This window comes from Pseudomonas sp. PS02303, from assembly GCF_029959925.1.
Classification (GTDB): Bacteria; Pseudomonadota; Gammaproteobacteria; order Pseudomonadales; family Pseudomonadaceae; genus Aquipseudomonas; species Aquipseudomonas mandelii.
In genome coordinates, this window is the sequence record NZ_JASCOM010000197.1 from 1 (window position 1) to 11,085 (window position 11,085).

Annotated in this window: 7 protein-coding genes and 1 pseudogene; 3 read left to right on the forward strand and 5 right to left on the reverse strand. The window is 59.7% G+C overall.

Translation table 11 applies throughout. The features are described from left to right. Positions 1–108 precede the first annotated feature (108 nt). A complete protein-coding gene (locus tag QMX98_RS26925; protein WP_282411637.1) occupies positions 109–1,251 on the reverse strand; it encodes a glycerate kinase in 1,143 nt (380 codons plus the stop codon). Positions 1,252–1,476: 225 nt separating this feature from the next. Further along, on the reverse strand, positions 1,477–2,595 hold the full coding sequence (locus QMX98_RS26930; protein ID WP_083376838.1) for a sugar diacid recognition domain-containing protein: 1,119 nt from the start codon (positions 2,593–2,595) through the stop codon (positions 1,477–1,479). 169 nt (positions 2,596–2,764) lie between these two features. Between QMX98_RS26930 and QMX98_RS26935 the strand changes: the two genes are divergently transcribed. After that, positions 2,765–4,075, forward strand: a complete 1,311-nt coding sequence (locus tag QMX98_RS26935; protein WP_010459966.1) for an MFS transporter — start codon at positions 2,765–2,767, stop codon at positions 4,073–4,075. A gap of 322 nt (positions 4,076–4,397) precedes the next feature. On the opposite strand, the gene QMX98_RS26940 is transcribed toward QMX98_RS26935, so the two are convergent. The 3 genes from QMX98_RS26940 to QMX98_RS26950 form a co-directional block, all read right to left on the reverse strand. Continuing rightward, on the reverse strand, positions 4,398–4,760 hold the full coding sequence (locus QMX98_RS26940; protein WP_010459965.1) for a hypothetical protein: 363 nt from the start codon (positions 4,758–4,760) through the stop codon (positions 4,398–4,400). A 382-nt stretch (positions 4,761–5,142) separates the two neighbouring features. Then, complete coding sequence (locus tag QMX98_RS26945; RefSeq protein ID WP_221109420.1) at positions 5,143–6,552, reverse strand: hypothetical protein; 1,410 nt, start codon at positions 6,550–6,552, stop codon at positions 5,143–5,145. 255 nt (positions 6,553–6,807) lie between these two features. Further along, positions 6,808–9,234, reverse strand: coding sequence for a hypothetical protein (locus tag QMX98_RS26950; RefSeq protein WP_221109418.1), 2,427 nt, complete (start codon positions 9,232–9,234; stop codon positions 6,808–6,810). Positions 9,235–9,425: 191 nt separating this feature from the next. Between QMX98_RS26950 and QMX98_RS26955 the strand changes: the two are divergent. Together QMX98_RS26955 and QMX98_RS26960 are read left to right on the forward strand one after the other, a co-directional pair. Next, positions 9,426–9,897 (forward strand): annotated as a pseudogene (locus tag QMX98_RS26955) (LysR family transcriptional regulator). Between the two features lie 68 nt (positions 9,898–9,965). After that, a complete protein-coding gene (locus QMX98_RS26960) occupies positions 9,966–10,979 on the forward strand; it encodes an aldo/keto reductase (RefSeq protein ID WP_282411638.1) in 1,014 nt (337 codons plus the stop codon). Positions 10,980–11,085 lie beyond the last annotated feature (106 nt).

Here is an 11,085-nt window from a genome sequence, read left to right on the forward strand (position 1 = left end):
AGCTTGCTCCCGTCCGGCTGCGTAGCGGCCGTAGATTTTGGGGCCGCTTCGCAGCCCAGCGGGAGCAAGCTCCCTCGCCACAAGATTCCTGTGTGCAGACAATTTTGGTCAGGGTTTGCGGCTGGCGATCCGCCAAACACGGGCAATATCACTCGCTCGCTCGCGCAACAACCGTGGAGCCTCGGCACAGGCCTGTTCCAGCGTCATCGGCCCACTGGCCAAGGCAAACGCGGCATCAATGCCATGTTCATACAACGCTTGATAACCCTCACCCAACGTCCCCGCAATCACAATCACTGGCACGCCCTGCTCCCGGGCAATGCGTGCGACGCCGAATGGGGTTTTGCCGCGCAAGGTCTGGGCGTCAAAACGGCCTTCGCCGGTGATGACCAGATCAGCGTCCTTCACCGCCTCGGCCAGCCCGACCAGTTCGGCCACCACTTCAACCCCGGCCTTGAATTGCGCCTCCAGAAACGCCTTGGCCGCAAATCCCAACCCTCCCGCCGCGCCGCTGCCCGGCTCGTGCTGGACGTCCTTGCCCAACGCCTGGGCGCACAGCTCGGCGAAGTGCCCCAGGGCAGCGTCCAATTGCAGGACTTGCTCGGGCGACGCACCTTTCTGCGGACCAAAAATCGCGGAAGCGCCGTGCGGACCGCACAGGGGGTTGTTGACGTCGGCGGCGATGTCGAAACGCACGTCGGTCAGGCGCGGATCAATTGCACTCAGGTCGATGCAAGCCAGTTGCGCCAGGGCCAAACCACCCGGGGCCAGCGCTTGCCCTTGCACGTCCAGTAACTTTACGCCCAGCGCCTGCATCGCTCCGGCGCCGCCATCATTGGTGGCGCTGCCGCCAATGGCCAGGATCACCCGTTGCGCCCCGGCATCGAGCGCGGCGCGAATCAGTTCTCCGGTGCCGAAGGTGCTGCTGATGCACGCATCACGTTGCCCCGGCGGCACCAGTTGCAGACCGCTGGCTTCGGCCATTTCGATGATTGCGGTGTGGGTTTGCGGCAACCAGCCCCACGCGGCATCGACGGTGATGCCGAGCGGACCGCGAACTTGGGTCCTGCGCAATTCGCCTTCGCACGCGGCCAGAATCGACTCGACCGTGCCTTCGCCGCCGTCGGCCATCGGGCATTTGACCAGTTGCGCATCCGGCCAGACCTGCGCCAGACCGAGGGCAATGGCTTCGGCCACACCCTGGGCACTCAGGCTGTCCTTGAACGAATCGGGGGCGATCACGATTTTCATGCGAATTCTCCAGTTCCAATGCGTTCCATGCTGCCAGCAGCCCCGCACAATAACGCCGGTCCGCTGCACAAGCGGGGGTGGCGTTTGTTGTTCATTTCTACAAAACGCCTGTTTTCAGATCCAGCATTTTTGCGGCTGCTGGTCCGCCATCGCGAGCAGGCTCGCTCCCACATTGGTCCTGCGGTGTTCACAAAACCCCTGCTCGCGATGGCGTCCTTGAGATCGCTACGGGACATCCGTTTGTGGCAAAAGCTGCACGCCGAGGTAGAGCGCGAGCATGCCGTCCAGTTTCAGCGGATCAACCCCGCTCAACTCGGCAATCCGCTCCATCCGATAGCGCAAGCTGTTGCGATGAATCCCCAGCGCATCCGCGCAGGCCTGACTCTGCCCGTCGTGCTCGCACCAACTGCGCAAGGTCGTCAGCAGTTGGCCGTTGCCGTCCTTGGCGATGACTTTGCGCAGTGGCTTGAGCAATTCATCCAGCGCGTCATCGTTGCGATGCCGCCACAGCATCACCGGCAACCGATAACGGGTGAGCGTGAGCAAGCGCGAACGCGGCAGCACATCGCGCCCATAGGCCAGTAAGTCGCCAACCCGTCGATAACAACGACGCAGCCCGGACAACCCATCCGCCTGCCCCCCCACGGCAATGCGCAAAATGTTCCAGCCCAGGCCATCGAGTTTTTCCAGCAGCCGTTCATTCTCGATCGCCTGACTCGCCGGCCGACACCACAGCAACGAAGACTTGGCCGAACTCACGCACCAGCTGTCCGGGTAACGCGAAGTCAGCCAGGCACTGAGCGCCTCCACCGTCTGCCCGGGACCGTGCTCCATGCCCAACTCGAACAGATAAGGCACCCGCGTCATTTGCGGTTTCAGGCCCAATTGCTGCGCTTCATCCAGCAAGCGCGGCGAATCCCCGGCCTCGCTCAACAGCAATGCCAGCAGATCATCGCAACGCTGACGCCGCCATTGCTGCTCGGCCTGCTGATTGCGCTGGCCGACCAACATTTCGGCGGTCATCCGCACCAGCTCGGCATAGGTGCGCAGTTGCTCCGGCTCGCCGGTAATGCCCAGCACACCGATCAAGCGCTGATCGAGCAGCAACGGCAAGTTGATCCCCGGCTGCACGCCTTTGAGGTGAATCGCCGTCTGCGCATCGATCTCCACCACGCGCCCATTGGCCAACACCAACTGCGCGCCTTCATGGCGGGTGTTGATGCGCTCCGGCTCGCCGCTGCCGAGAATCAATCCCTGGCTGTCCATCACGTTGACGTTGTACGGCAGGATGGCCATCGCCCGGTCGACGATGTCCTGGGCCAGGTCGTGATCGAGTTCGAACATATCGGGATCCTTTAACGGGTGATGGGACAGGTTGTTCACCCGCACAGGGCTGGGTCGCAAACCCTGTGCTCAGGCACAAAGACAGCCACCCCGAGGGTGGTCGAGACTCTCTGGGCGATCAACGTTACCCTGCGCATCGCAAAAAATCATAATAAAGAGAGAGCCCGCCATGTCACAGAGCGCCGCCGCTACCCAGGCCATCGTTGACGACAAAAACGCCGTCTACAAACGCATTACCCTGCGTTTGATCCCCTTCATCTTCATCTGCTACCTGTTCAACTACCTCGACCGGGTCAACGTTGGATTCGCCAAACTGCAGATGCTCGACGCGCTGAAATTCAGCGAAACCGTGTACGGCCTCGGGGCCGGGATCTTCTTCATCGGCTACGTGCTGTGCGGCGTACCGAGCAACCTGGCCCTGACCAAATTCGGCCCACGGCGCTGGATCGCGCTGATGATGATCGTCTGGGGCACGCTGTCGACCTGCCTGCTGTTCGTCACTACCCCGACCGAGTTCTATACCTTGCGCCTGTTCACCGGCGCGGCCGAAGCCGGGTTCTTCCCGGGCGTGGTGCTGTATCTTTCGCAGTGGTTCCCGACCTTCCGCCGTGGCCGCATCATGGCGCTGTTCATGTCGGCGATCCCGGTGTCCGGCCTGCTCGGCAGCCCGTTCTCCGGCTGGATCCTCAACCACTTCGCCGCGGGCCAAGGCGGTTTGGCGGGCTGGCAGTGGATGTTCCTGTTGCAAGGCATCCCGACCGTGATCCTCGGCGCCCTTGCCTATTTCCTGCTGAGCGACAGTTACGCCAATGCCAAGTGGCTCACACCGTTCGAGCGCTCGGTGCTGGAAGCCGACCACGCCATCGATCTGGCCAACAAACCGAAAACCGCTACTGACTCGCTGCTGGCCGTGTTCAAGAACCCGGCGATCTGGGCCTTCGGTTTGATTTACTTCTGCATCCAGAGCGGCGTCTACGCGATCAACTTCTGGCTGCCATCGATCATCAAGAACCTGGGCTTCAGCGATAACCTGGTGATTGGTTGGTTGAGCGCGATTCCGTACCTGCTGGCGGCGCTGTTCATGTTGATGGTTGGGCGTTCGGCAGACCTGCGCAAAGAACGACGCTGGCATTTGGTGGTGCCGATGCTGATGGGCGCGGTGGGCTTGCTGATTGCCGTGAACTTCGCCACAACACCGGCCATCGCGATTCTCGGTTTGACCATCGCCACCATGGGCGCCCTCACCGGTTTGCCAATGTTCTGGCCAGTGCCGACAGCGATGTTGAGCGCGGGCGCGGCGGCGGGTGGTCTGGCGCTGATCAACTCCATGGGACAGATGGCGGGTTTCCTGAGCCCGTACCTGGTGGGTTGGGTCAAGGACAGCACCGGCTCGACCGATGCCGCGCTTTATCTGCTGGCGGGCGTGATTGTGTGCGGGAGCTTGTTGGCTCTGCGCATGACGCGCACCTTGCGGGTGTAAGGCGTTACAGATGATCGTTCCCACGCTCCGCGTGGGAATGCAGCCCGGGACGCTCCGCGTCCCTTCCGATCAACAAAAAAAAGCCCTTTCGGGCCGTTTCTTATTTCGCGTGTGCACACAGCTCTTATGTGGCCAGACACACTTTTGTGAACACTCAGGCTGTTGTGGCGAGGGAGCTTGCTCCCGCTGGGCTGCGAAGCAGCTCCAAAAGCTGCAACCGCGACCTTTCAGGTACACCGCAGATACCGGATGTACGACTGCTGCGCAGCCGAGCGGGAGCAAGCTCCCTCGCCACGAGTATGTGCCCTCTTCGAAATTGGCTTTAGCCCTGCGGGCCAACGTTATCCAGCAGCCGATTCGCCGTGATCTCCGCCGTCATAATGCTGTTGGAAATACCCAACAGCGCATAACGCGATTCACCCGCCAGATGATCCACCAACTGATGAACCATCACATCGACCGACGCCAGCGTCTCGACCAGATACACCGCCAGGGTTTCGGTCGTGGCTTCGGGGTCTACGGAAAACAGGGTGCTGCGGGTTCGCGGGGTGGCCTTGATGTCGGCATTGGATGGGAAGTGAAAGTCGAGCGCTCGTTCGGCGGCGTCGTTGAGTTTTTTGGAATCGGTGGATTCGTAGGGGGAAACGTCGTCCGCTTCGGGTGGGTTTGGTGTTGGTTTGAACATAGATGAAACTCCTAATTGAAATTAAGGAGCCCTCACCCTCGCTACCAAACGAAAGGTGGTGGCCATACGCGGGTTGGTAGACCGGCAATTAGGACCCGGCGCCCCCGAAGGAGCCCTGCGCATGGCCACCATAAAAACAGAGACCTGAAGAGGCCTGTAAACGGTGGCTATATGCGCCTAATTGCCGGGCTACCAAACCCGATCACTGATATTCAGCGACGGGACAAACGATAAAACCCAGGCCCAAGACGCACAAGCCGGCGGATTCTGGCGCAGTCGTAGGCAACGGCGCAAGGTTGTGTAGTCCGAGAGAGTGTCTGGAGATGTCTGTTAAACATCTCCGTTTATTACTTACTCATCACGGCTGTTGCAACAGCCCTGACTAACCCGCTTGCACCTGATAGGAAACCTTGCCATCCAACAGTTCTTGCACCGGACTGCTGTCGCCGCCCGTTTGAGCGCTCCCCCAAGTCACCACGCGGCCGTCCGAGGTCAGCGCCGTGAACGCGGTACTATTGGCGTAAATGGCTCGTACATCGGTCAACCGGCTTTCCACCGCAGATGTATCGCCCCCCAAGCTTTTATTCCCCCAGGCCACAACGCTGCCATCCTTGCACAGGGCTGCAAAGGCTGCCGACGAGCCAACCACCTGAACAATGTCGCGCCGTTGTGCAATATCGGCAGGTATTTCGCCACCAGCTGAGCCATCTCCCCAAGCGACAACCTGACCGTTAGTGCAAAGAGCAGCAAATGCGGAAAAGGTGCAGCAAACTACTTCAATATCAGTCCGGGCCTCTATTTCTGGGTTGCCGATGGTGCCACCCCCCATTTGGTGCCCCCAGGCCACAACCTGGCCGGTGGAACGCGTTGCAGCAAAGGCGAACTGATTGGCGCAGCACAGTTCGTTGACATCGGTCAGTGAGGCAATGGGTGCCGGCAGGGTTCCCCCGGTACTCCGGCCCCAGGCGACGAGACTGCCCTTTGCGCGCAATGCAGCAAAAGCATATTGGGTGCCGAGGAAGGTTTTGAAGTCGGAAAGCATCGCGATCTCGGGCGGCAGCGTTCCACCGGTGTCAGGTTTGCCCCAAGCCACCAAATGCCCGGTTTCCCGTCGTGCGACAAATACACCGTCACTGCCCACGCACTGCACAATGTCCCTCAGCGCGCCGATGGACTCGGGCACTTCGCTACCCTGTCCCCAGGCCACCACTTGCCCAGTGTTTTTTATACCGGCGAACGCGCTTTTGCCACCGCTGACCTCAACAAAATCCGAAGAACTGATACCGCCCATATTCCCGCCAGCGCCCGCGTCGCCCCAAACCGCCACCGTTCCATCGGCTCGAAGGGCGGCAAAAGCGCTGGAAGTGGCGCTGACAGCAGTGATGTCATTCGGGGGCGCAGTGTCCGCAGGGATCGCTGCACCCAAATCCGGATGCCCCCAGCCGACGAGGCCCCCGTCATCAGTACGCGCGACGAAGGCGCCCCAACTGCCAATAATGTTCGCCGAATTCAGGATGACCTGATCGTCGCCGACGCGAACATGCAGTGCCTGTTGCTGGGTATCGCGCCAGGTGTGGGCCGTTGTCCAATCACTGTCAGTCGCGTACTTCCACTGCGCAACGACTGGCTCCCCGGTAAGGGCATCAAAGGCGCGCAGTACACGTGACGTACCAGACAGCCCAAACAGGTGGGGACTTGAGCGCACGCCCATGACTTTCAGGCGGCTTGAACCCGTCACGGCTTTCTTGAATACGGGTGCTGGCGAAGGGGTGTAGTCGGGTTGAACAGACATGATGTTGACTCCTGTCGAGGGTTTGAGTGACGGAGTCAATTAAGGCCTGAAGTAATGGTGGTGGCTACTGTCAGAAATAACAGGTAGGAAGGGGTTCCCGACAAGCGGTGGACTTGGGCGCGCTCCCTTTTTCTTCTAAACAAATCTATCCCCACGTCTCTGAAAAACGCTTGGTTGAGGAACAGCCTCAGCCGCCTCCCCTGGAGGGGAAGCGACGGTGGTGGATGAACTTTAGTTACTAGTCATTGACTGGGGTTATATATAGGCCAGCCCCGGAAAAGTTTTGTCGATCTCAGCCTTGTAATAGCCTTCCCACCGCCTTGTTTCCAGCCAATACCCCGCGACAGACCCACTATACGGAGGAATAACTTCACGGGGACCGCTCCAATAGTTTTGAGTAATGGTAAGGGTATATTTCATGTTGAGAAGATGATCATGCACTAACGAGTCGTTGTTTATAGGCCAAGAAGCGCCTTGTGAGGTTCGCCATGATTCATAGGCATTCCAAGTGAGAGGCGTTGGGTTATAGATGTATTGGGTGACGTTGAAGCAAGTCACCAGGATCTCCCTTGTTTGGCCTGCACTGTCGGAAACGGTGATGGTGGCTATTCCATTCCCCTCACTTCGTATCATTCCGCTGTTCCTGTCGACCGAGGCGATCTGCACGTTGGAAGATTCAAAGGTTATAGGGGGCACACCGCCGCTTGCGAAACGCCGCTCGAAAGTGTCAGCCGGGTAGTCCCCTGTGGGAACCCATGGGAGTGATGTGCCGACAATCGAGATATTTTCCCCCCTCAAGACAAGAGGAGTGGTATCGACTACTAATGCCGGGTGTGCGGTAACCCTGTAGCTACGCAGCAGGAAGGTCACCGCAGCACCTTCATCAGCCTGTTTGGCGAAGTTCACTTTGAACGTGACCGTCACCTCCGTGCCGCTCCCGAGGGCTTTCAACCACTCAACCGGCGCCAGCGTGGTAAACCCCGAGGCGGACTGATGGGCTTGCCCCTGCCGCACGAAATTCACTGGGCTACCCTGCTGGTCAAACCCGTCATAGCGCAACCAGACGAACTGTCCCGCCACCTGCAAAAGCCATTGCGCAACGCTCAAGGTATCGGTGGCCACAAGCTTCATAACATCCAGCTCCAGACCCGCCTGACCGGCGATCACCGGTCTCGGCAACCGTGCATCCCCATCTAAAATCCGGTTGACCGTCAGCATCAACGGTAACGATTGGGCAATCGACTGCCCGCCACGTACCAGTTCCCAACGCAATTGCGGCACCTTGCCATGCCACGCCCCGAGAAACGACGCATCCAGGGTAAACGTCGCCCGATGGTTCGAATCGAGCGGCAACACCGGAAACAGCGGTTCACCCGGCACAGCGTTGAGCAGGACCAGACTCGCCTGATCCCCCGGCAGCGAGGCCGCATAGGCGACCTGAACCGTCACACCTTGCGGGTAAGCGAGTGGATCGACCGGATTGGCGGCAGGGACTGGCGTATCCAGGGTAATCGGGCTTTCACCGATCACTCGTGCCACAGCAGTTGCAGAAGTAGCGATCACCGCCCCACCCCGTTTCAGCGTATACACCATCGTCACCGCACTCTGGGCGATGACCTTGTCGTTCGGCACCTGCAGTATGCAAGGCTTCTTCTGCCCGAACGGATCGGCCTCGACCACCCCGCTTACCGGCACTACCACGTCCACCGGTTGTCCGGGTACTTTCGCCGTGTAGGTTGCTTCAATGGTGTCGCCCGGCAGGAAACGGTGGTCGGTGGTGATGACAATCACCAGCAGCGGTCCACCGGCCAGCTTCTCCAACTCGATCAGGGTGGAATCATCCCCCGGATAATCCTCCATCCTTTCCAGCAGGATCGGTGCTTTCAGACGAGTGCCAGCCAGGTCTTCGTCCACGGTTTGCGACGCCGACCACACCGCGTCGGTGTCTGGCGTGTTACCGAGCTGGTCGGTGACGGTGTAGGAAAAATCGAGCTTGCCGCCTGGTCTTATGGCGCGCTCCAGATAGGCACGGGTGACCGTAAAACACGCGGTAATCGGGTTCGGCGAACCAGGATTCGGCGGCTGTGGCGCCTCATCCGCGCGAACCTGGTGGGTCATGATCTCGCCGTTACATTTCAAGGTGATCGTGTCGTGAGCTCGGCAGTACGGATAGGACACGCACACCTGCGCACTGACAAAATCGGCGCCGACGCCGTTGCGGATTTCGTCGGGGAGCAACAATGCCAGCTCGGAATGGCCGTCGATTTCGGGGCGGGTGTCTTTCAGGCCGGGCCGGATCTTGTTGTAGAGCATGATCAGTGACAGGGACGTGCCGATGTTCTGACTGCCGCGCAGGATCGTGTAAAAAAGCAAGTTGAAGCGGTCGGGCTGCAAGCGGCCCTTGGGGATGCGCAATGTGGTGATGGCATTCACATCGGTGATGATTTCACTGTCCAGGAACGTGGTGTCGCCCTCCAGCCACAGCTCAATCACATCCCCCGGATCGACCGTGCCCGACAACGGCGGATCCACATTGACGGTCGCGCCCAAGCCATCGATGACCAGGTCATAGATCACCAGCGAGACGCCGATCTCTGCGTCTACAACCGGAAGGGTAGCGCCCAGTACTCGCGGACGATCCAGCACGAGGAAGGCGTTGTCGGGGGATTGGGCGGTGGTCATGTCTGAGGCTCCGGTGCGCTGGACGGTGGTCGGAGCGATCAAATAACGGAACGGCAATGGCGGCTACTGTCAGAACTGACAGTGGCGACAAATGGTCATGAGGGTTTATGTGCGTTGATCTGATGCGTAGGATTTGGCAATCAATCAAAATTCACGTTCAAAGATGCCAGATCTTCAAAGGATTTTTACCCATGAGCTCGATCCTCGACCTGGAGATCTTCGTTCGCACCGCCGACTCCGGCAGCATCTCCGCCGCCGCCCGTACTTTGGAACTCACCCCTGCCGCTGCCAGCATCGCCCTCAAACGCCTGGAAACCCGCCTCGGCATCCGCCTGTTCGCGCGCTCCACGCGCAGCATGCGCCTGACCGAGGAAGGCCGGCGTTATCTGGAAAGCGTGCGTCTGGCCCTGGCCGCGCTGGCGGGAGGTGAACAGGCCCTCAAGCCTCAAACCCAAGGCTTGAGCGGCGTATGGCATTGCTTATAAAGCCTGGCTGGATGTCGCCGCCGATGTGCAGGCCGGGCGGCTGGTGACGCTGTTTGATGACTGGCAAGGCGAAAGCGTGCCGTTCAATTTGCTGTGCCCGCATCGGGTGCAGGTCTCAGAGCGGGTCAAGGTGTTGCAAGCGTTTCTGCAAGAACGTTGTCATGCACTTTGCGTATAAATTCACTTTTCGACGCGCAGGCGTTCTGGTATTTGATTGAAGCTTTCCCACGGTAAAAGGATTTCCTCATGAGTTATCGCACGCTGGGTCATTCGGGTTTACAGGTGTCGACCCTGACCCTGGGCACCATGATGTTCGGCGAACAGACCAGTACCGAAGATTCCCTGCGGATCATCGACAAGGCCTGGGACCAGGGCATCAATTTCATCGACACCGCGGACGTCTACACCGGCGGCCGTTCCGAAGAGATCGTCGGCGAAGCGATTGCCGGCAACCGTCACGAATGGGTGCTGGCGACCAAGGTCGGCTTTGGCCCGGTGGACGGTGTGCCGAACCGCAGCGGGTTGAGCCGCAAGCATATTTTCAATGGCCTTGATGCCAGCCTGACGCGTTTGGGCACTGACTACCTCGACATCTATTACCTGCACCGCGAAGACCACAACACGCCGCTGGAAGTGACCGTGTCGGCGATTGGCGATCTGATTCGCCAGGGCAAGATCCGGTACTGGGGCCTGTCGAACTACCGTGGCTGGCGGATTGCCGAGGTGATCCGGGTGGCGGATCAGTTGGGTGTTGATCGGCCGGTGATCAGTCAGCCGCTGTACAACATCGTCAACCGTCAGGCCGAGACCGAGCAGATCACGGCCGCGCAAAATTATGGTTTGGGCGTGGTGCCTTACAGTCCGCTTGCGCGCGGAGTGCTCAGCGGCAAATATGCACTGGACGTGAAACCGGACGCCAACAGCCGCGCCGGTCGCGCTGACAAACGCATTCTGGAAACCGAATGGCGAGTGGAGTCGTTGCGTATTGCCCAGCAGATTCAACGGTACACGCAGCAACGTGGCGTGGGCATTGTCGAGTTCGCCATTGCCTGGGTGTTGAACAACAGCGCCGTGACATCGGCGATTGTCGGACCGCGCACCGAGGAGCAATGGGATGCGTACACCAAGGCGCTGGCGGTGAAGATCACGGCTGAAGACGAGGCGTTTATTGATTCGCTGGTCACGCCGGGGCATTCGTCGACGCCAGGGTTCAATGATGTGAGTCATTTTGTTTCAGGGCGCAAACCGCGCACGGCTTGAGATTTTTCGCGAGCAGGCTCGCTCCCACAGTGGACCGCATTTCAAGGTGGGAGCGGCTTGCAGTGAAAATAGTCCACAGATGACCGCGATCCTGTGGGAGCGAGCC